The organism is Staphylococcus sp. GDX8P114P-2 (assembly GCF_017892945.1).
Taxonomy (GTDB): Bacteria; Bacillota; Bacilli; order Staphylococcales; family Staphylococcaceae; genus Staphylococcus; species Staphylococcus arlettae.
Map to the genome: position 1 here is coordinate 120,689 of NZ_JAESMB010000016.1, position 21,723 is coordinate 142,411.

At 33.6% G+C, this 21,723-nt stretch carries 16 protein-coding genes; all 16 read left to right on the top strand.

The annotated features are described in order from the left end of the window. Window positions 1-7 precede the first annotated feature (7 nt). The 16 genes from dprA to KA845_RS09285 all read left to right on the top strand — a co-directional run bounded on the left by dprA (window position 8) and on the right by KA845_RS09285 (window position 21,569). A complete protein-coding gene (dprA, locus tag KA845_RS09210; RefSeq protein ID WP_021458863.1) occupies window positions 8-883 on the top strand; it encodes a DNA-processing protein DprA in 876 nt (291 codons plus the stop codon). Between the two features lie 212 nt (window positions 884-1,095). After that, window positions 1,096-3,162 (top strand): type I DNA topoisomerase, encoded by a 2,067-nt coding sequence (gene topA, locus KA845_RS09215; RefSeq protein WP_210127994.1) that lies wholly within the window; start codon window positions 1,096-1,098, stop codon window positions 3,160-3,162. Between the two features lie 174 nt (window positions 3,163-3,336). Further along, a complete protein-coding gene (gene trmFO, locus KA845_RS09220; RefSeq protein WP_002510977.1) occupies window positions 3,337-4,644 on the top strand; it encodes an FADH(2)-oxidizing methylenetetrahydrofolate--tRNA-(uracil(54)-C(5))-methyltransferase TrmFO in 1,308 nt (435 codons plus the stop codon). A gap of 108 nt (window positions 4,645-4,752) precedes the next feature. Next, entirely contained in the window at window positions 4,753-5,643 is an 891-nt protein-coding gene (gene xerC / locus KA845_RS09225) for a tyrosine recombinase XerC (RefSeq protein WP_002510978.1), read from the top strand. Between the two features lie 2 nt (window positions 5,644-5,645). Then, the gene (gene hslV / locus KA845_RS09230) at window positions 5,646-6,188 is read left to right on the top strand and encodes an ATP-dependent protease subunit HslV (RefSeq protein WP_002510979.1); all 543 of its coding nucleotides are present in this window, start codon (window positions 5,646-5,648) and stop codon (window positions 6,186-6,188) included. 116 nt (window positions 6,189-6,304) lie between these two features. Further along, a complete protein-coding gene (hslU, locus tag KA845_RS09235) occupies window positions 6,305-7,708 on the top strand; it encodes an ATP-dependent protease ATPase subunit HslU (RefSeq protein ID WP_103387951.1) in 1,404 nt (467 codons plus the stop codon). A 25-nt stretch (window positions 7,709-7,733) separates the two neighbouring features. Continuing rightward, window positions 7,734-8,507 (top strand): GTP-sensing pleiotropic transcriptional regulator CodY, encoded by a 774-nt coding sequence (codY, locus tag KA845_RS09240; RefSeq protein ID WP_103387950.1) that lies wholly within the window; start codon window positions 7,734-7,736, stop codon window positions 8,505-8,507. Between the two features lie 219 nt (window positions 8,508-8,726). Continuing rightward, window positions 8,727-9,518 carry a 30S ribosomal protein S2 gene (gene rpsB / locus KA845_RS09245; RefSeq protein WP_021458857.1) on the top strand — a complete coding sequence of 264 codons (792 nt, stop codon included), beginning with the start codon at window positions 8,727-8,729 and terminating at the stop codon, window positions 9,516-9,518. A 92-nt stretch (window positions 9,519-9,610) separates the two neighbouring features. Continuing rightward, a complete protein-coding gene (tsf, locus tag KA845_RS09250) occupies window positions 9,611-10,489 on the top strand; it encodes a translation elongation factor Ts (RefSeq protein ID WP_210127996.1) in 879 nt (292 codons plus the stop codon). 135 nt (window positions 10,490-10,624) lie between these two features. Next, window positions 10,625-11,347: a UMP kinase gene (gene pyrH / locus KA845_RS09255; RefSeq protein WP_002510983.1), complete on the top strand. Its 723-nt coding sequence runs from the start codon at window positions 10,625-10,627 to the stop codon at window positions 11,345-11,347. Window positions 11,348-11,362: 15 nt separating this feature from the next. Next, on the top strand, window positions 11,363-11,917 hold the full coding sequence (frr, locus tag KA845_RS09260; protein WP_002510984.1) for a ribosome recycling factor: 555 nt from the start codon (window positions 11,363-11,365) through the stop codon (window positions 11,915-11,917). 253 nt (window positions 11,918-12,170) lie between these two features. Further along, window positions 12,171-12,935: an isoprenyl transferase gene (locus tag KA845_RS09265; RefSeq protein WP_002510985.1), complete on the top strand. Its 765-nt coding sequence runs from the start codon at window positions 12,171-12,173 to the stop codon at window positions 12,933-12,935. A gap of 16 nt (window positions 12,936-12,951) precedes the next feature. Beyond that, window positions 12,952-13,734 carry a phosphatidate cytidylyltransferase gene (locus KA845_RS09270; RefSeq protein ID WP_031266489.1) on the top strand — a complete coding sequence of 261 codons (783 nt, stop codon included), beginning with the start codon at window positions 12,952-12,954 and terminating at the stop codon, window positions 13,732-13,734. A gap of 341 nt (window positions 13,735-14,075) precedes the next feature. Continuing rightward, window positions 14,076-15,362, top strand: a complete 1,287-nt coding sequence (rseP, locus tag KA845_RS09275; RefSeq protein WP_021458855.1) for an RIP metalloprotease RseP — start codon at window positions 14,076-14,078, stop codon at window positions 15,360-15,362. Between the two features lie 19 nt (window positions 15,363-15,381). Continuing rightward, window positions 15,382-17,085 carry a proline--tRNA ligase gene (locus KA845_RS09280; RefSeq protein WP_002510988.1) on the top strand — a complete coding sequence of 568 codons (1,704 nt, stop codon included), beginning with the start codon at window positions 15,382-15,384 and terminating at the stop codon, window positions 17,083-17,085. A gap of 167 nt (window positions 17,086-17,252) precedes the next feature. Then, window positions 17,253-21,569, top strand: coding sequence for a PolC-type DNA polymerase III (locus KA845_RS09285; protein WP_103387947.1), 4,317 nt, complete (start codon window positions 17,253-17,255; stop codon window positions 21,567-21,569). Window positions 21,570-21,723 lie beyond the last annotated feature (154 nt).

The window sequence follows — 21,723 nt, forward strand, 5'->3', positions numbered from 1 at the left end:
TAACGTTATGTACCAAAAACAATATCTACGATTACTCTATAGTGGCTTAACTACCCAACAAATTTATAAATTAATAAATCAATTTCCTAATTTTTTCACAATTAATAACAGCAAACAAACCTCTGCTTTGAGAGGGTTTCTGACTACCACAAAGATCAATAACTATCATAAGCCACTGCAAAAATTTATATCGCTCGATGATAGTGATATTGCACAGCATTTATATCAATCACAAGTTAGCACAATATCCATTGATCACACTGCTTATCCCCAAATTTTAAAGGAAATAACTGATCCCCCATTTATATTATTTTATCAAGGACAGCGTGACTTGTTGCACAACATTCAAACAATCGCTATCGTCGGTTCAAGAAAAGCGAGTGCCTATACTACAAAAGTTTTGCAGAACTTATATCCTGCATTTAAAAACCATGGTTTAACTGTCGTTTCAGGTTTAGCAAAAGGTGCCGATCATATTGCACATCAGCTAGCATTAGATTATCGTATTCCTACCATTGCAGTATTAGCATTTGGACATCTCGTTCATTATCCTAAAGAAACTTTATGTACACGGAAAACGATGGAACAAATAGGGGTGGTTATTAGTGAATATCCACCATTTCAGCCAGTGCGCAAATATCACTTTGCACAACGTAATAGGCTAATTAGTGGGTTAGCAAAAGGATTGTTCATAACGGAATCAACTATTAAATCGGGGACTCAAATTACTGTAGATTGTGCTTTAGACCAAAATAGAGATGTATACGTAGCACCGGGAGATATGTTTAATGTATTAACACAAGGCAATATGTATATGGCTCAGCAGGGTGCAAAAGTTGTATTAAGTGCGAAAGATATTTTAATTGATTATATGGAAAATTGATATTTTTATTGAATTAATTGTATAAATGTACTAATGTATAGATACTTTGTAAAAATAAATGTGAAAATAGCGTAGGTTAACACTTTTTGCTTTAGGTAAATAAATAGTTGTTATTGATTTAATAATTAAAAACATTGACAAAATCAAAATACACCGTTTATTATTTATCTTTGTAAATTAGATGTAAAAAAATTGTGCAAGGGGGAACTACTTTGGCAGAAAATTTAGTCATAGTTGAATCGCCTGCAAAAGCTAAAACCATTGAAAAATATTTAGGTAAAAAATATAAAGTAATAGCATCTATGGGACATGTTCGAGATTTGCCTCGTAGTCAAATGGGCGTAGATGTGGATAATGATTATGAACCCAAATATATTACAATACGTGGGAAAGGTCCTGTTGTAAAAGAATTAAAAAAACATGCTAAAAAAGCGAAAAATGTTTATTTAGCAAGTGACCCAGACCGTGAAGGTGAAGCTATTGCTTGGCATTTAGCTAATATATTAGATTTAGAAAATTCAAATGAAAATCGAGTAGTCTTTAACGAAATTACTAAAGATGCAGTGAAAGATAGCTTTAAACATCCAAGAGGCATTGAAATGCAATTAGTGGATGCCCAACAAGCTAGAAGAATATTAGACCGTTTAGTAGGTTATAATATATCTCCAGTATTATGGAAAAAAGTTAAAAAAGGTTTGTCTGCCGGAAGAGTACAATCGGTGGCTTTACGACTTATTATTGATCGTGAAAACGAAATTAGAAACTTTAAGCCAGAAGAATATTGGAAAATTGAAGGTGAATTTAGATATAAAAAATCTAAATTTAACGCTAAATTTTTACATTTAAAAAATAAACCATATAAATTAACAAATAAACAAGATGTTGAAACAATAACGACACAATTGGATGGCGATCAGTTTGAAGTAACGAAAGTTACGAAAAAAGAGAAAACACGTTATCCATCAAATCCTTTTACTACGTCTACTTTACAACAAGAAGCAGCGCGTAAATTAAACTTCAAAGCACGTAAAACGATGATGTTAGCGCAACAATTATATGAAGGTATTGATTTGAAAAAACAAGGTACAGTAGGTTTGATTACTTATATGCGTACGGATTCAACACGAATTTCAGATCAAGCTAAAGCAGAAGCTAAACAATATATTCAAGATACTTACGGTAATACGTACACATCAAATCGCAAAGCTAAAGGGCAAGGCGATCAAGATGCCCACGAAGCTATAAGACCGTCAAGTACATTACGTACTCCAAATGAAATGAAAGATTTCTTGACTAGAGATCAACACCGTTTATATAAATTAATTTGGGAACGCTTTGTAGCAAGTCAAATGGCACCAGCTATTCTAGATACAGTTGCTTTAGATTTAACACAAAATGATTTGAAGTTTCGTGCGAATGGACAAACAATCAAGTTTAAAGGATTTATGACACTTTACGTCGAAGCAAATGATGATGGTGACAACAAACAAGAAAATAAATTACCTAAAATAGATGAAGGTGAAATGGTTACAGCTACAAATATCGAACCATCACAACATTTCACACAACCACCACCACGTTATACTGAAGCAAGATTAGTTAAAACATTAGAAGAATTGAAAATAGGTAGACCATCTACTTATGCACCAACGATTGATACGATTCAAAAACGTAATTACGTTAAAAATGAAAGTAAACGTTTTGTACCAACAGAACTTGGTGAAATAGTTTATGAACAAGTAAAAGAATACTTCCCGGAAATTATCGATGTTGACTTTACAGCTAATATGGAAACATTGTTAGATAAAGTTGCTGAAGGCGAAATCGAATGGAAGAAAGTAATTAGAGACTTCTTTAGTAGTTTTAAACAAGATGTAGAACGTGCTGAAGAAGAGATGGAAAAAATTGAAATAAAAGATGAACCAGCAGGGGAAGATTGCGAAGTTTGTGGCTCTCCAATGGTTATAAAAATGGGGCGTTATGGTAAATTCATGGCATGTTCGAATTTCCCAGATTGTAGAAATACAAAAGCTATCATTAAACCTATTGGTGTTACTTGCCCTAAATGTAAAGAAGGCGATGTAGTAGAACGTAAATCCAAGAAAAATCGCTTGTTTTATGGTTGTTCAAAATATCCAGAGTGTGACTTTATTAGTTGGGACAAACCGGTAGGAAGAGAATGTCCTAAATGTAGTGAATACTTGGTAGAACGCAAAAAAGGTAGAAGTAGTCAGGTTGTATGTTCAAACTGTGATTATAAAGAAGAAGTACAAAAATAATTGAATAATTGCTGTTATCTAGTATAGGAAAGATGTTAATATGTATTAGGATTAACTTTTGACTATCAAAGATAACAATAAGCAACTAACGATATCAGTAATGATTTTAGTTTTATAGTTATGTTATTACTATTGGTATCGTAGTTGCTATTTTAATGTATTGGAGGATTTTATATGTCACAAACAGTCAATGTTATAGGTGCAGGTTTAGCCGGCTCAGAAGCAGCATTTCAACTTGCTGAAAGAGGCATCAAAGTAAATTTAGTCGAGATGAGACCAGTTAAACAGACACCTGCACATCATACAGATAAGTTTGCAGAACTTGTTTGTTCTAATTCTTTACGTGGCAATGCATTAACAAATGCAGTAGGTGTATTAAAAGAAGAGATGAGACAACTTAACTCTTTAATTATCGAAGCTGCAGATAAAGCACGTGTGCCAGCTGGCGGAGCATTGGCAGTAGATCGTCATGATTTTGCTGGTTATATCACTGAAACTTTAAAAAATCATCCTAATGTTACGGTAATAAATGAAGAAATAAATAGTATTCCTGAAGGTTATACAATTATTGCAACGGGACCACTAACAACAGATAAACTAGCAGCTGAAATCGTGGAAGCGACTGGTAAAGATCAATTGTATTTTTACGATGCTGCTGCCCCAATCGTTGAAAAAGATTCAATTGATATGGACAAAGTATATTTAAAATCACGTTATGATAAAGGTGAAGCTGCATATTTAAACTGTCCGATGACCGAAGAAGAATTCAATCGATTTTACGATGCATTATTAGCAGCTGAAGTTGCACCAACAAATGAGTTTGAAAAAGAGAAATATTTTGAAGGCTGTATGCCATTTGAAGTAATGGCAGAGCGAGGACGCAAAACTTTACTTTTTGGACCGATGAAACCTGTTGGTTTAGAAGATCCTAAAACAGGTGAAAGACCATATGCAGTGGTACAGTTACGTCAAGATGATGCCGCTGGTACTTTATATAATATTGTTGGTTTCCAAACTCATTTAAAATGGGGCGCTCAAAAAGAGGTAATCCGTTTAATACCTGGCTTAGAAAATGTTGATATTGTACGTTATGGTGTGATGCATAGAAATACATTTATCAATTCACCGGATGTATTGTCGGAAACATATGCATTAAAAGGTAGAGACGGATTATACTTCGCAGGTCAAATGACAGGTGTAGAAGGTTATGTTGAAAGTGCAGCTAGTGGTTTATTAGCTGGTATAAATGTTGCGCACAAATTGCAAGATAAAGCTGAAGTTATTTTTCCACGAGAAACAATGATTGGTAGTATGGCTTATTATATTTCGCATGCGAAAAATGAAAAAAACTTCCAACCTATGAATGCGAACTTTGGATTATTGCCTGCCTTAGAAAATCGTATTAAAGATAAGAAAGAACGTTATGAAACATTAGCTCATCGTGCATTATCTTATTTAGAACACTACAAACAAACATTATAACTGTATACAGTGTTCGGAAAATTATGAATATTAGACACAATTTAATAGTTATTTTTAGCAGTCCCCTCCAACAATATGCTACAATGCTACATGATGGAGGGGTTTTTATTGGAAACAATTCAAGAAGCGTATCTTTATATGTTAAAAGTAGAACGTCAATTTTCCGAACATACACTAAAGTCATATTATGACGATATTGTGCAATTCAATTCATTTTTAGAGCAAGAATATTTGAATTTAAATACGTTTGAATATAAAGACGCAAGAAACTTTTTAAGTTTTTTATATTCAAAAAACTTGAAAAGAACTACAGTTTCGCGTAAAATTTCAACGCTGAGAAGTTTTTATGAATACTGGATGACACAAGATGAGACAGTTGTGAATCCATTTGTTCAGCTTGTACACCCTAAAAAAGAACAATATTTACCCCACTTTTTTTATGAAGAAGAAATGGAAGCATTATTTCAAACCGTTTCGACTGATGTTAAAAAAGGTATGAGAGACAGGGTGATATTAGAATTACTATATGCCACAGGTATTCGTGTATCAGAATTGGTAAATATTAAAATACAAGACTTAGATATGCAGACACCAGGAGTTAAGGTGTTAGGAAAAGGTCATAAAGAACGATTTGTACCTTTTGGTGAGTTTTGTAGACAAAGTATTGAAGTTTACTTGCAGGAATTTAAACCTAAACTAAATAGTAATCATGACTTTTTATTAGTTAATATGAATGGGGCACCTATTACTGAGCGTGGTGTACGTTATGTATTAAATGATGTGGTAAAAAGAACGGCAGGAGTTACAGAAATACATCCCCACAAATTACGTCATACATTCGCGACGCATATGCTTAATCAAGGTGCTGATTTGAGAACTGTACAATCGTTATTAGGACATGTAAACCTGTCAACGACGGGACGATATACTCACGTATCTAATGAGCAATTAAAGAAAGTATATTTAAATGCACATCCACGTGCAAAAAAGGAGAGTTAACAATGAGCACTTCATTACATGCAACAACAATTTATGCTGTGCAACACAATGGTCATTCTGCTATGGCCGGAGATGGACAAGTGACTTTGGGAGAACAAGTAATTATGAAGCAAACTGCTAGAAAAGTAAGAAGATTATACGATGGTAAAGTTCTTGCTGGTTTTGCTGGTAGTGTGGCAGATGCTTTTACATTATTTGAAAAATTTGAGACTAAACTCCAACAATTTAGTGGTAATTTAGAACGTGCTGCTGTGGAATTAGCTCAAGAGTGGCGTGGAGATAAACAATTGAGACAATTAGAAGCTATGTTAATCGTCATGGATAAAACTTCTATTCTTGTTGTGAGTGGTACTGGTGAAGTTATTGCTCCAGATGACGATTTAATCGCAATTGGCTCAGGTGGGAATTATGCTTTGAGTGCGGGAAGAGCTTTAAAACGCCATGCAACTCATATGTCAGCTAAGGAAATGGCCTATGAAAGTCTAAAAGTTGCATCTGACATTTGTGTATTTACGAATGACCAAATTATAGTAGAAGAATTATAGTCATAGTTGTTTAACGTAAAAAAAATCAGAATTACATGAAATTTGAAATTAATTCTAAAGTAATTCGTTGTTATAACATCAATTTTTGTGTTTAGAAGATGGAGGGAATCATTACTATGGATGATAATGGAATTAAATTAACGCCGAAAGATATAGTATCAAAATTAGATGAATATATTGTCGGTCAACATGATGCCAAACGAAAAGTAGCCATAGCATTGCGCAATCGTTATAGAAGGAGCTTGCTTTCAGACGAGGAAAAACAAGAAATTGCACCTAAAAATATTTTAATGATTGGACCAACAGGTGTTGGGAAAACAGAAATTGCCCGTCGAATGGCTAAAATTGTAGGCGCACCTTTTATTAAAGTTGAAGCAACAAAATTCACAGAAGTAGGTTATGTTGGTCGTGATGTTGAAAGTATGGTTAGAGATTTAGTTGATGTTGCTATTCGTTTAGTTAAAGAACAAAAGAAATTATTAGTTAAAGACGAAGCTGAACAAAAAGCTAATGATAAACTAGTGAAACTGCTTGTTCCGAGTATGAAGAAGAAAGCAAGTCAAACATCTAATCCGTTAGAATCACTATTTGGTGGTGCCATGTCAAACTTTGGTCAAAATAACGAAGAAGAAGAGGAACCACCTACAGAAGAAATTAAAACTAAAAGATCTGAAATTAAAAGTGAACTGTTGAAAGGTAAACTTGAAGAAGAAAAAGTTAGAATTAAAGTTGAACAAGATCCAGGTGCCATGGGTATGCTTGGTACTAACCAAAATCAGCAAATGCAAGATATGATGAATCAACTTATGCCTAAGAAAAAAGTAGAACGAGAAGTTCCGGTTAAAACAGCACGTAAAATTCTTGCAGATGAATTTGCAGATGAGCTCATTGACCAAGAAACTGCGAATCAAGAAGCGATTAATTTAGCAGAACAAATGGGTATCATTTTTATTGATGAAATCGATAAAGTGGCAACAAGTAACCAAAATTCTGGTCAAGATGTTTCACGTCAAGGTGTACAACGCGATATTTTACCGATTGTTGAGGGTGGCATGGTTCAAACTAAATATGGTACTGTAAGCACGGAGCATATGCTGTTTATAGGTGCCGGAGCCTTTCACGTATCTAAACCAAGTGATTTAATTCCTGAATTACAAGGTAGATTTCCAATTCGTGTTGAATTAGAGAGTTTATCAGTATCTGACTTTGTGAGCATATTAACTGAGCCTAAGTTATCACTTATCAAACAGTATGAAGCATTATTACAAACAGAAGATGTGACAGTGAATTTCACAACAGATGCAGTTCAACGATTAGCGGAAATTGCTTATCAAGTAAATCAAGATACAGATAATATTGGAGCTAGACGTTTACACACTATCTTAGAAAAAATGTTAGAAGATTTATCGTATGAAGCACCAAATATGCCAAACGCTGTTGTAGATATTACACCACAATATGTAGACGATAAATTAAAATCTATTTCAACTAATAAAGATTTAAGTGCATTTATTTTATAATTCAAATTAAAAAGGAGCAGCAATAATGAGTCTATTATTAAAAACAAGAGAGCTTAATACACTTTTACAAAAGCATAAAGGTATTGCAGTTGATTTTAAGGATATGGCGCAAACAATTAGTAGCGTTACAGTGACAAATGTATTTATCGTATCTAGAAAAGGGAAAATATTAGGATCAAGTTTAAATGAACTATTAAAAAACGAACGTATTATTCAAATGCTTGAAAATCGTCACATCCCTACAGAGTATACAGACAAATTAATGGATGTAAAAGAAACTCAATCTAATATCGATATTGCTAACGTATTAACAGTATTCCCACCAGAAAACCAAGAGTTATTTGCACAAAGTAAAACAACTATTTTCCCAATCTTAGGTGGGGGAGAACGTTTAGGTACACTTGTACTTGGACGTGTACAAGATGACTTCTCAGAAAATGATTTAGTCTTAGGTGAATATGCAGCGACAGTAATCGGTATGGAAATTCTACGTGAAAAACATAACGAAGTAGAACAAGAAGCTAGAGACAAAGCTGCAATTAATATGGCGATAAATTCTTTATCTTACTCAGAGAGTGAAGCTATCGATCATATCTTTGAAGAGCTTGGAGGCAAAGAAGGATTATTAATCGCTTCTAAAGTAGCTGATCGTGTAGGTATTACTAGATCAGTAATTGTAAATGCGTTAAGAAAACTTGAAAGTGCCGGAGTTATAGAGTCTCGTTCTTTAGGAATGAAAGGGACATTTATCAAAGTTAAGAAAGAAAAGTTCTTAGATGAACTATCGCGCTTTAAATAATTAAGACTAAAAACGACGTAATATTTTACAATGCGTCGTTTTTAATTTGAAAATCTTTAATATTATTTTATTGCTTTATATATTTTCTTATGATATATTTAATAACGGCTAAAGAGCCAATACGCACATAAACAGTAGAAGTATAAAGGGTGCGCTGTTAATACGTCGTGTTTATACGAGCTGTTTATGGAGGTAAAAACCAATAGGAGGATTTTAATTATGGCAGTAATTTCAATGAAACAATTACTAGAAGCAGGTGTTCATTTCGGTCATCAAACACGCCGTTGGAACCCTAAAATGAAAAGATACATTTTCACTGAAAGAAATGGTATCTACATTATCGATTTACAAAAAACAGTGAAAAAAGTTGAAGAAGCTTATAACTTCATCAAGCAAATCTCTGAAGATGGTGGACGTGTACTATTTGTTGGTACTAAAAAACAAGCACAAGAATCAGTTAAAGCTGAAGCAGAACGTGCTGGTCAATTTTACGTAAACCAAAGATGGTTAGGTGGTATTTTAACTAACTATAAAACAATTTCTAAACGTATCAAACGTATTTCTGAAATTGAAAAAATGGAAGAAGATGGCTTGTTCGAAGTATTACCTAAAAAAGAAGTAGTAGAACTTAAAAAAGAATATGACCGCTTAAACAAATTCTTAGGTGGTATTCGTGATATGAAATCTATGCCTCAAGCATTATTTGTTGTTGACCCTCGTAAAGAGCGTAACGCAATTGCTGAAGCACGTAAACTTAACATCCCAATCGTAGGTATCGTGGATACAAACTGTGATCCTGACGAAATCGATTACGTTATCCCAGCAAACGATGATGCTATCCGTGCCGTTAAATTATTAACTGGTAAAATGGCAGATGCAGTCTTAGAAGGTCAACAAGGTGTATCTAATGAAGAAGTAGCAGCTGAACAAAATATTGATTTAGAAGAATCAAAAGAAGAAGCTACTGAATCAGCATCAACTGAAGAAGACACTTCTGTTGAATCAAACTAAGAATAATGTAAAATGGGTGATAAGATAATGAAGCTTATCACCTTTTTTTAAAAATAAATATTATAATTCATGAAATAATGGAGGAATTCGAAATGGCAATTTCAGCTAAACTTGTTAAAGAATTACGTGAAAAAACTGGCGCTGGTATGATGGACTGTAAAAAAGCGTTAACTGAAACTGATGGAGATATTGATAAAGCAATTGATTACTTACGTGAAAAAGGTATCTCTAAAGCAGCTAAAAAAGCTGATCGTATCGCAGCAGAAGGCTTAGTACATGTAGAAGTTAAAGGAAAAGATGCAGCAATCGTTGAAATTAACTCAGAAACTGACTTTGTTGCTCGTAACGAAGGTTTCCAAGCATTAGTTAAAGAAGTTGCTACACAAGTACTTGAAACAAAAGTTGATTCTGTAGAAGCTTTACTTGAAACTAAATTAGCTGATGGTAAATCAGTAGATGAGCGCATGAAAGAATCAATTGCTACAATTGGAGAAAAATTAAGCATTCGTCGTTTCGCAATGAAAACTAAAACTGATAACGATGCTTTCGGTAGTTACAAACATATGGGCGGACGTATTGGTGTGCTTACAGTTGTTGAAGGTACAACAGACGAAGAAGCTGCTAAAGATGTTGCTATGCATATCGCAGCTATTAACCCTAAATATGTTTCATCTGAACAAGTTAATGAAGATGAAATTGCTCACGAAAGAGATGTATTAAAACAACAAGCATTAAATGAAGGTAAACCAGAAAATATCGTTGAAAAAATGGTAGAAGGTCGTTTACGTAAATATTTACAAGAAATTTGTGCTGTAGACCAAAACTTCGTAAAAGATCCAGATCAAACAGTTGAAGCTTACTTAAAATCTAAAGGTGGAAAACTTGTTGACTTCGTACGTTATGAAGTAGGCGAAGGTATGGAAAAACGTGAAGAAAACTTTGCTGATGAAGTTAAAGGGCAAATGAAATAATCTTTCATAATGTTGAACAAGAAAGAAGACACCTTTTGTGCCTCCGTATAAAAGACAACCTTTTGTATTGGAAGACCTATTGTGTCTTCTTTACTTGTATCAATTACATATCATTACAATAGAGAGGATAAGACAATGGCTGAAACTTCAAAATACAAACGTGTTGTTTTAAAATTAAGTGGAGAAGCACTTGCAGGTGATAAGGGTAGTGGTATTAACCCTATGATAATTAAAAGTGTTGCGAGTCAAGTTGCTGAAGTTGCAAAGATGGATTGTGAAATCGCTGTAATTGTAGGTGGAGGTAATATTTGGAGAGGTAAAACAGGTGCCGATTTAGGAATGGACCGTGGTACGGCTGATTATATGGGTATGTTAGCTACAGTAATGAATGCATTAGCATTACAAGATAGTTTAGAACAACTAGAGTGTGATACTCGAGTACTTACATCTATCGAAATGAAACAAGTAGCAGAACCATATATTCGTAGACGTGCGATTAGACACCTAGAGAAAAAGAGAGTAGTCATTTTTGCTGCTGGTATTGGTAATCCATATTTCTCTACAGATACAACAGCGGCATTGCGTGCAGCTGAAGTAGAAGCTGATGTAATTTTAATGGGTAAAAATAATGTTGATGGTGTTTATTCTGCAGATCCGAAAATCGACAAAGATGCGATTAAATACGAACATTTAACACATATCCAAATGTTACAAGAAGGGTTACAAGTAATGGATTCAACTGCTTCTTCTTTCTGTATGGATAATAATATTCCATTAAATGTCTTCTCAATTATGGAAGAAGGAAACATTAAACGTGCTGTAATGGGCGAGAAAATAGGAACATTAATTACAAAATAATTTGAGGTGTAAAAAATGAGTGACATAATTAACGACACTAAAAGTAAGATGACAAAGACTATAGACAGTTTTTCTAGAGAATTAGCTAACATTAGTGCAGGTAGAGCCAACTCAAATCTACTAAATGGTGTAACTGTAGATTATTACGGAGCGCCAACACCAGTTCAACAATTAGCGAGTATCAATGTACCAGAAGCACGTTTATTAGTTATTTCACCTTATGATAAATCATCAGTTGCAGATGTAGAAAAAGCAATCATCGCTGCTAATTTAGGTGTAAATCCTTCAAGTGATGGTGAAGTAATCCGAATTTCAGTTCCAGCTTTAACTGAAGAACGACGTAAAGAGTTAGTTAAAGAAGTTAAAAAAATCGCTGAAAATGCGAAAGTTGCTATTCGTAACGTGCGTCGTGACTCAAACGACTTCTTGAAAAAACAAGAAAAAGATGGCGATATCACTGAAGATGATTTAAGATCACAAACAGATGATGTTCAAAAATTAACTGATGATTCTATTAAAGAAGTTGACAGACTGTTAGAAGAAAAAGAAAACGATATTATGTCAGTATAATCATGGTTATTACTGTACCGATGACGATTTGTTCATGCATAAGTTAGTATACGTATTTGAAACTAGCATGTGTAATAATGCTTTCATACAAGTGTAGAGAGTATTATGTTATATATGGACTGTATCAAATCAGACTTTGGTACAGTTTTTTATTTGTTTATGCAACGTACTTATTTATTATGATAAAATGGTAGATAATTGTATAAATAAGCTATTATAATATACAGAGATGACCATGCTCGGAGGAAATACCATGTTTAAAAATCTTAAAAATAAGAAGAAATCACAGTCAATTCAAGAACATAGTGATTCAGACTTACATAATATACCAGAACATATTGCGATTATTATGGATGGTAATGGTCGTTGGGCAAAAAAACGAAAATTACCACGTATTAAAGGCCACTATGAGGGCATGCAAACAGTAAAGAAAATTACTAAAGCCGCAAGTGATATGGGAATTAAGTATTTAACACTTTATGCGTTTTCGACAGAGAATTGGTCAAGACCTGAAAGTGAAGTTAATTATATTATGAATTTGCCTGTAAACTTTTTGAAAACATTTTTGCCTGAATTAATCGAAAACAATGTTAAAGTAGAAACAATTGGATTCATCGATAATTTACCTTCTTCAACATTAAAAGCCATTGATAAGGCGAAAGAAGATACGAAAAATAATACGGGCATGAAATTAATTTTTGCAATTAATTATGGCGGACGCGCGGAAATTGTGCATAGTGTGAAATCACTATACGAACAGTTGTCAAAAGAACAAGCATGTGCTGAAGACATTACTGAAGCATTAATTTCAGAACATTTATTTACTAATAAGTATCCAGATCCTGACTTATTAATTAGAACATCTGGAGAACAACGTATTAGTAATTTTTTAATTTGGCAAGTGTCATATAGTGAATTTATATTTAATGAGAAACTGTGGCCAGATTTTGATAAAAATGAATTAGAAAATTGTATAAAAATTTATCAGTCACGCCAGAGACGTTTTGGTGGGCTATAAAAGATAGGAGAATAGTATGAAAGTTAGAACTTTAACTGCGATAGTTGCCCTTATTGTCTTTCTACCTATACTACTAAAGGGTGGATTCATACTGATGTTGTTTTCGTATTTGCTTGCTTTTATTGGATTAAAAGAATTGTTGAATATGAATATGATTAAGTTTTTATCAGTTCCTGGTATCATATGTGCACTAGGTATATTAATTATTATGTTGCCGCAAGATGCTGGCACGTGGGTCAATGACTTTCAATTAAAATCTTTAATTGCGATTAGTTTTATACTTTTAAGTTATACAGTATTATCTAAAAACAGATTCAGCTTTATGGATGCAGCTTTCTGTTTGATGTCAGTGGCATACGTAGGAATAGGTTTTATGTATTTGTATGAAACTCGCTCTGAAGGATTACACTTCATATTGTTTGCATTTTTAGTTGTGTGGTTAACTGATACTGGTGCATATATTTTTGGACGCTTAATGGGCAAGCATAAATTATGGCCTGTAATTAGCCCTAACAAAACGATAGAAGGATTTATTGGTGGATTATTCTGTAGTTTATTGGTGCCATTAATAATGATTTTATTTGTGGATTTTCAAACTGTAACATGGTTATTACTGATAATCACAATTATCTTAAGTGCATTTGGACAATTAGGTGATTTAGTAGAATCAGGATTCAAACGCCACTTTGGTGTAAAAGATTCTGGTAGATTGTTACCAGGACATGGTGGGATATTAGATCGTTTTGATAGCTTTATGTTTGTATTACCACTCGTTAACATTTTATTGATACAAGTGTAGGAGTTAATGAAATAGTTCAAGTTAAATGATCTGCACTCGTATGGAAATAAAATTGAATAATGTTTATAAAGTTGTAGCGAAGGAGTTAATGAGGTAAAATAACTAACAGTCATTGTAAAGTTATTTTATTTCTTAACTCCTTTTAACAAGGTGAAATTTAATAGTCACTGATTCATAGTAAAGTACTTTTATGTTAGTGTGAAAATTGCTTAACTAATGAAGTGTTATAATAATATTCATGTGTATAACATGATACAATTACTGTTCAACTTGAATGATTTAGACAGGTTGTAACACACATTTAAACATAATCTTAAATAAAAATACGAGGTGTAGTTAATTTGAGTTTCTTAGTAACGATATTTGCATTTATTGTCGTTTTTGGTGTACTCGTATCTGTTCATGAGTATGGACATATGTTTTTCGCTAAAAGAGCGGGTATTATGTGTCCTGAATTTGCCATAGGTATGGGGCCGAAAATTTTTAGTTTTAGAAAAAATGAAACATTATATACGATTAGATTATTGCCGGTTGGTGGTTATGTTCGTATGGCTGGAGATGGTTTAGAAGAACCGCCAGTCCAACCTGGTATGCATGTTAAAATAAAAACAAATGAGCAAGATGAAATTACGCACATTATTTTAGATGACCAACACAAGTTTCAACAAATCGAAGCGTTAGAAGTAAAACAGTGCGATTTTAAAGCTGGCATGTTTATTGAAGGTGTCACTGCACATGATCAAGAACGTCATCATTTTAATATTGCGAAAAAAGCTTATTTTGTGGAACATGGAAGTTTAATTCAAATTGCGCCACGTAATCGTCAATTCACATATAAAAAGCCATATCAAAAATTCCTTACACTATTTGCTGGGCCACTTTTCAATTTCTTGCTTACTTTAGCATTGTTTATTGGACTTGCCTATTATCAAGGAACACCAACCAATACAGTAGATAATGTACAAGGGAATTCACCAGCCGATAAAGCTGGCTTGCAAAGTGACGATACAATTGTAAAGATTGGTAGTCATAATATAGATGATAAAAGTGATATAGATGAGGCATTGCAAGACAATAAAGACAAAACAACACAACTTACCATTAAACGAGATGGTAAAACCGAAAATTTAAATATAAAACCAAAGAAAATAGAACAGCAATTAACAAAAACTAAAACAGAAACACGATATATTTTAGGTTTTGAATCTCAAACAGAACATACAATATTTAAGCCGATACTGTCAGGAATTACACAATCTGTAGAAGCTGGTAAATTGATATTTACTGCGATTGTAAGTATGATAGCAAGTATTTTTACAGGTAATTTCTCATTCGACATGTTAAATGGTCCGGTAGGTATTTATCACTCGGTAGATTCAGTGGTGAAAACTGGTATTATTAATTTAATTTCATGGACTGCATTATTAAGTGTTAACTTAGGTTTAATGAACTTGTTACCAATTCCGGCGTTAGATGGTGGCCGAATTTTATTTGTTATTTATGAAGCTATTTTTAGAAAACCTGTAAATAAAAAAGCTGAAACAACGATCGTAGCTATTGGCGCAGTCTTTGTTTTAATAATTATGGTATTAGTAACGTGGAATGATATACAACGTTATTTCTTATAAGATTAGGAGGAGCAATTAAATGAAACAATCTAAAGTTTTTATACCAACAATGAAAGAAGTACCTGCTGGTGCAGATGCATTAAGCCATCGTTTATTGTTGAAAGCTGGACTAATAAAACAAAGCACAAGTGGTATTTATAGCTATTTACCATTAGCGGCACGCGTATTAAATAATATTGAAACAATTGTGCGTGAGGAAATGGAAGCTATCGATGCAGTTGAAATTTTAATGCCAGCATTACAACAAGCGGAATTATGGGAAGAATCAGGTCGTTGGGGGTCTTACGGTCCAGAATTGATGCGTTTAACAGACCGTCATGGTAGAGAATTTGCCTTAGGACCTACGCATGAAGAAGTCGTAACATCGATTGTGCGAGATGAACTGAAATCTTATAAGCAATTACCATTAACATTATTCCAAATTCAATCTAAATTTAGAGATGAAAAGAGACCTAGATTTGGGTTATTACGTGGCCGTGAATTTATTATGAAAGATGCTTATTCATTCCATGCAGATGAAGCATCACTAGAAACAACATATCAGGATATGTCACAAGCATATACAAATATATTCCGTCGAGTAGGCTTAAACGTCCGTCCAGTAGTAGCTGATTCTGGTGCTATCGGTGGTAGCCATACACATGAATTTATGGCGTTGAGTGATATTGGAGAGGATACGATTGTTTACAGTGAAACAACAGACTATGCTGCCAACATTGAAAAAGCAGAAGTAGCTTATGTACCGAATGTTAAACACGATGATGTTAAAGAGTTAACAAAAATCGAGACACCTAATGTTCACACTGCTCAAGAGTTAGCTGATTTCTTAAATAAACCATTAGATGAAATTACAAAATCAATGATTTTCAAAGTTGATGGTGAATTTATCATGGTGTTAGTAAGAGGTCATCACGAAATAAATGATGTGAAACTAAAAGCTTACTTTGAAACAGATCACATTGACTTAGCGACACAAGCTGAAATTGTAAATTTACTTGGTGCTAATCCTGGTTCATTAGGTCCGATTTTTGAAAAAGATATTAAAATTTATGCAGATAACGCATTACAAGATTTAAATAATATTGTAGTCGGTGCCAATGAAGATGGTTACCATTTACTAAACGCTAATGTCGATAGAGATTTCACTGTAGAAAATTATGGGGACTTCAGATTTATTCTTGAAGGTGAATCATTAGCAAACGATGCTGGTATTGCAAAATTTGCAGAAGGCATTGAAGTAGGACAAGTGTTTAAATTGGGTACAAAATATTCTGAAGCAATGAATGCAACATTTTTAGATAACCAAGGCAGAGCACAACCATTATTAATGGGTTGTTACGGTATTGGAGTGTCTCGTACGTTGAGTGCAGCTGTTGAGCAAAATAATGATGATAGTGGTATTATCTGGCCAAAAGCAATAGCACCTTTTGATATACACGTCATAACATTGAATCCGAAAAAAGATGAACAACGTGAATTGGGTGACCAATTGTATGATGACTTACGTCAATCTTTTGATGTGTTATATGATGATCGTAAAGAACGTGCGGGTGTTAAATTTAATGATGCTGATTTAATTGGACTTCCAGTTAGAGTAGTCGTTGGTAAAAATGCGGCAGAAGGTATTGTCGAAGTAAAACGTCGTGACACTGGCGAAAGTGAAGATGTAGCTGTGTCTGAATTGGTAGATTATGTTACAGCATTGTATGCTCAAGTAAAATAAAACAGAAGCAAAACATACTAATTTTTGCTATAATATATAACGTATTTTAAATGTTCGAAAGTAAATGCATCATTGTAACTGTACAATGGTGCATTTATTATAGTTATAAATGCTAAATGTAGAGGTTTAATTATAAAAGTGTAATATAAAGTAAGGTGGTTTTCGTCATGACAATGACAAATCAGGAAAAATTTAGAATCCTAGCTGACCAAATAAAAATTGCAAACCAACTTGATTCTACTATCCTAGAAAATGGTGAATTAAAAAGGATAGATGTGTCATCAAAGAATAGGACATGGGAATTTCAAATTGCGTTGCCACATTTTTTATCCATTGAAGATTATCTGTTATTTACGAATGCTATAACTGAAGAATTTAAAACAATAGCCGATGTTAGATGGAGTTTTGAAATTACAGATACGTCACAACAAGATGAATATGTATTGAAGTATTTCAGTCATTGTATCGACCAAACACAACTTTCTCCAAAAGTAAAAGGACAGCTTAAGCAAAAACGTTTAATTATGTCAGGCGATGCTATTAAAGTTATGTGCCAAAATGATGTGGAACGTAACCATTTTGATAAAGCATGTAATGGTAGTTTAGTTAAAGCATTAAAAACATGTGGTTTTAACATTAATAAAGTGATATTTGAAACCGATAATGTCAGTACGGAAGATGATTTAGCTTCATTAGAAGCACATATACAAGAAGAAGATGAGAAAAGTGCTAAGGAAGCCACTGAAAAACTTGAAAAAATGAAAGCTGAAAAAGCCAAACAGCAAGATAATAATGAAAGTGCTGTAAGTAAGTGTCAAATAGGAAAACCAATTCAAGTTGAAAATGTGAGACCTATAGAATCGATTATTGAAGAAGAATTCAAAGTTGCTATTGAAGGTGTTATTTTTGATATTAACTTAAAAGAGTTAAAAAGTGGACGACATATTGTCGAATTAAAAGTAACAGATTACACAGATTCATTAGTATTAAAAATGTTCACACGTAAAAATAAAGATGATTTAGCACACTTCAAGGCATTAAGTGTAGGTAAATGGGTTAGAGCACAAGGTCGTATTGAAGAAGATACTTTTGTGCGTGACTTAGTGATGATGATGGCAGATATTGAAGAAATAAAAAAAGCATCAAAACAAGATAAAGCAGAAGACAAAAGAGTTGAGTTTCATCTACATACAGCAATGAGTCAAATGGATGGCATCCCTAATATTGGATCTTACGTAGAACAGGCTGCTAAATGGGGGCATAAAGCAATTGCTGTTACAGACCATAACGTAGTTCAAGCATTTCCAGATGCACATAATGCAGCTGAAAAGAATGGAATTAAAATGATTTATGGTATGGAAGGTATGTTAGTCGACGATGGTGTACCAATTGCCTATAAACCAACGGATAGAAATTTAAAAGACGCTACGTATGTGGTATTTGACGTTGAGACGACTGGATTATCAAACCAATACGATAAAATTATTGAACTTGCTGCGGTGAAAGTGCATGATGGTGAAATAATTGATAAATTTGAACGCTTTAGTAATCCACATGAGCGTTTATCAGAAACTATTAAAAATTTAACTCATATATCTGATGACATGTTAGTCGATGCGCCAGAAGCGGATGAAGTATTAACAGAATTTAAAGAATGGGTCGGAGATGCTATATTTGTAGCTCATAATGCATCATTTGATATGGGCTTTATCGACACAGGATATGAGCGTGCTGGATTAGGTGCATCAACAAATGGTGTTATTGATACGTTAGAGCTATCCAGAACAATTAATACCGAATACGGTAAACATGGATTGAATTTCTTAGCTAAAAAATACGGCGTAGAATTAACACAGCACCATAGAGCAATTTATGATACCGAAGCAACAGCATACATTTTCATTAAAATGTTGAAACAGTTAGAGTCACTGAATGTATCGAATCATCAAGATATTAATAAATCATTATCAAATGAAGATGCATATAAACGTGCACGTCCAAATCATGTAACATTAATTGTACAAAACCAAGAAGGTTTGAAAAATTTATTTAAAATTGTTAGCGCGTCATTGGTACAGTACTATTACAGAACGCCTCGTATACCGCGTTCTTTATTAGATGAACACCGTGAAGGCTTGTTAGTAGGTTCAGCATGTGATGAAGGTGAAATTTTTACTGCAGTTATGCAAAAAGATCAATCACAAGTGGAAAAAATTGCTAAATACTATGATTTTATTGAAATGCAACCACCTGCACTATATCAAGATCTAATTGATCGAGAATTGATAAGAGATAATAATACTTTACACGAAATATATGAACGTCTTATTCAAGCAGGTGCTGCGGCTAACATACCAGTGATTGCGACAGGTAATGCGCATTATTTATACGAACATGATGCCATCGCACGTAAAATTTTAATTGCCGCTCAACCTGGTAACCCATTAAATCGTTCGACACTACCGGAGGCGCACTTTAGAACTACAGATGAAATGCTTGATGAATTCCATTTTCTAGGTGAAGAAAAAGCTTATGAAGTAGTTGTAGCGAATACTAACGCACTCGCAGATCGTATTGAGCGTGTCGTACCTATTAAAGATGAACTTTATACGCCACGTATGGACGGTGCAAATGAAGAAATTCGCGAAATGAGTTATGGCAATGCTAAAGCGTTATATGGTGAGGATTTACCACAAATAGTTATCGACCGTTTAGAAAAAGAGCTAGCGAGTATTATCGGTAACGGTTTCTCAGTGATTTACTTAATTTCACAACGGTTAGTGAAAAAATCATTGGATGATGGCTATCTTGTAGGTTCTCGTGGTTCTGTAGGTTCAAGCTTTGTTGCTACTATGACAGAAATTACCGAAGTAAACCCATTACCACCTCATTATATTTGTCCTAAATGTAAAACAAGTGAATTCTTTAATGATGGTTCTGTAGGTTCTGGTTTTGATTTACCAGATAAATCTTGTGAAACATGTGGTAGCGAGTTAATTAAAGAAGGACAAGATATTCCATTTGAAACATTTTTAGGTTTTAAAGGCGACAAAGTACCTGATATTGACCTTAACTTCAGTGGTGAATATCAACCAGAGGCACATAACTACACTAAAGTGTTATTTGGTGAAGATAAAGTGTTCCGTGCGGGTACGATAGGTACTGTAGCTGAAAAAACAGCTTTTGGTTTTGTAAAAGGATTTTTAAATGACCAAGGCATCCATAAACGAGGTGCAGAAGTTGATCGTTTAGTAAAAGGATGTACTGGTGTTAAGCGTACAACTGGGCAACATCCAGGTGGTATTATCGTAGTGCCTGATTATATGGATATTTATGATTTTACACCGGTGCAATATCCAGCTGATGATCAATCATCTTCATGGATGACAACACATTTTGATTTCCATTCGATACACGATAATGTATTGAAGTTAGATATTTTAGGACACGATGATCCAACGATGATTCGTATGTTACAAGATTTATCAGGTATTGATCCAAAAACAATACCAGTAGACGATAAAGCAACTATGGGTATATTTAGTTCTCCTGAGCCTTTAGGTGTAACAGAAGATGAAATATTATGTAAAACAGGAACTTTCGGTGTACCAGAGTTTGGTACAGGATTTGTTAGACAAATGTTAGAAGACACAAAACCTACTTCTTTTTCAGAATTAGTTAGAATTTCTGGACTATCCCATGGTACTGACGTGTGGTTAGGTAATGCACAAGATCTTATTAGATCAGGAACATGTGATTTATCCAGCGTTATTTGTTGTCGTGATGATATTATGGTGTATTTAATGTATAACGGCTTAGAGCCATCATTAGCCTTTAAAACAATGGAGTTTGTGCGTAAAGGTAAAGGTTTAACAGATGACATGGTAGAGGCTATGGTAGATAACGAAGTACCAGATTGGTATTTAGATTCATGTCGTAAAATTAAATACATGTTCCCGAAAGCTCACGCAGCTGCATATGTATTAATGGCGGTAAGAATTGCTTACTTTAAAGTACATCATCCATTATTTTATTATGCAAGCTACTTTACAGTAAGAGCTTCTGACTTTGATTTAATTTCTATGATTAAAGATAAAGAAGGTATCAGAAATACGGTTAAAGATATGTATAGTCGATATATGGACTTAGGAAAAAAAGAAAAAGACACACTAACAGTATTAGAAATAATGAATGAAATGGCACAACGTGGCTATAGAATGCAACCTATCAGCTTAGAGAAAAGTAAAGCTTTCGAGTTTGTTATAGAAGAAGATAGTTTAATTCCTCCATTTATTTCGGTACCAGGATTAGGTGAGAATGTTGCGAAACGAATCGTAGATGCACGTGAAGAAGGTCCATTTTTATCGAAGGAAGATTTAAACAAAAAAGCCGGTTTATCACAAAAAGTTATTGACTACCTTGATGAATTAGGTTCATTACCAAATTTACCAGATAAAGCACAACTATCAATTTTTGATATGTAAAATTAAGCATGTATGAAGAAAATAAAGTTAAGCTAAATATTTATGTAAGATATGTAAATATACACTTCAGCTCAACGTTAATACGAGCTTGCATATATACTTATTTGTGCCCATCATGAACATATGGTATAATATATTTGTTAAAAGATTAGAC

Coding starts and splice junctions, on each gene's coding strand:
- dprA (WP_021458863.1), top strand. CDS start 8: ATGTACCAAAAACAATATCTACGATTACTCTATAGTGGCTTAACTACC.
- trmFO (WP_002510977.1), top strand. CDS start 3,337: ATGTCACAAACAGTCAATGTTATAGGTGCAGGTTTAGCCGGCTCAGAA.
- hslV (WP_002510979.1), top strand. CDS start 5,646: ATGAGCACTTCATTACATGCAACAACAATTTATGCTGTGCAACACAAT.
- hslU (WP_103387951.1), top strand. CDS start 6,305: ATGGATGATAATGGAATTAAATTAACGCCGAAAGATATAGTATCAAAA.
- codY (WP_103387950.1), top strand. CDS start 7,734: ATGAGTCTATTATTAAAAACAAGAGAGCTTAATACACTTTTACAAAAG.
- rpsB (WP_021458857.1), top strand. CDS start 8,727: ATGGCAGTAATTTCAATGAAACAATTACTAGAAGCAGGTGTTCATTTC.
- tsf (WP_210127996.1), top strand. CDS start 9,611: ATGGCAATTTCAGCTAAACTTGTTAAAGAATTACGTGAAAAAACTGGC.
- pyrH (WP_002510983.1), top strand. CDS start 10,625: ATGGCTGAAACTTCAAAATACAAACGTGTTGTTTTAAAATTAAGTGGA.
- frr (WP_002510984.1), top strand. CDS start 11,363: ATGAGTGACATAATTAACGACACTAAAAGTAAGATGACAAAGACTATA.
- KA845_RS09265 (WP_002510985.1), top strand. CDS start 12,171: ATGTTTAAAAATCTTAAAAATAAGAAGAAATCACAGTCAATTCAAGAA.
- KA845_RS09270 (WP_031266489.1), top strand. CDS start 12,952: ATGAAAGTTAGAACTTTAACTGCGATAGTTGCCCTTATTGTCTTTCTA.
- KA845_RS09280 (WP_002510988.1), top strand. CDS start 15,382: ATGAAACAATCTAAAGTTTTTATACCAACAATGAAAGAAGTACCTGCT.
- KA845_RS09285 (WP_103387947.1), top strand. CDS start 17,253: ATGACAATGACAAATCAGGAAAAATTTAGAATCCTAGCTGACCAAATA.